Origin of the sequence: Bowmanella yangjiangensis, assembly GCF_017255015.1 — a bacterium.
Lineage (GTDB): Bacteria > Pseudomonadota > Gammaproteobacteria > Enterobacterales > Alteromonadaceae > Bowmanella > Bowmanella yangjiangensis.
This window is the reverse complement of the sequence record NZ_JAFKCS010000438.1, coordinates 1-648: the sequence shown is the minus strand read 5'-3', so window position 1 is coordinate 648 and position 648 is coordinate 1. Positions and strand designations below refer to the sequence as shown.

Annotated in this window: 1 protein-coding gene; it reads right to left on the bottom strand. The window is 67.0% G+C overall.

Annotated features, from left to right (window positions below; all coding sequences use genetic code 11):
* On the bottom strand, positions 1-317 hold a 317-nt coding region (locus J0A65_RS25020; protein ID WP_206596933.1), incomplete at its 3' end, for a DUF1090 domain-containing protein.
* Positions 318-648 lie beyond the last annotated feature (331 nt).

The following is a 648-nucleotide window of genomic DNA, read 5'->3' as shown; positions in this document are numbered from 1 at the left end:
ATCTTCTCCTGGTCGCCCTTGCCCATCGCGTCGCGCAGATCCATCTCGCGCTCCTCGACCTCCTGCCGCGCGTCCTTCACATCGGCCAGGCGCTCCTGGCGCAGCGCGGCGTCATCGCAGTGCGCCTCGACCTTGCCCTGCGCGCGCTGCAGGCCCTGCAGTTCGTGTGAGTGGCCGTTCTGGCGGGCGGCCTCGATCTTTTCCTGGATGACCTGACGCTTGGCGGCGCAGTCGCCGTCGGGTTTGGCGGCCAGGATGGGGGTGACGTTCAGCCCGGCGACCAGCATCAGGCCGAGAACGGTGGCTTGGCGAATCATGGTCTTTCCTCGTGAGTCTCTCTCGAAGTGACCGCCAATGGCTCACGAGGTTCGCGGTGCTGAGCCACTCCCTTGATCAGGGTCAGTGATCCGCAGGTTGTTTCCGAATCGGCAGGCCGGCGCTGGGCCTGTCTCGCGAAACGAGGGGGGGCGAGGCGGCCCCTCGGGGCAAGGGCCTGGGCTGAGCTTCTATCCTGTGGCGCCCCGAGGTTTGCCTGGGTCAGGAACGAAAAAGCCCCGCACAGCCGAGGCTGGCGGGGCTTTTCTTCAGGCGCTGGTTACAGGCCGGCAGAGGCGCGCAGTGCCTCGACCTTGTCGGTACGCTCCCAGG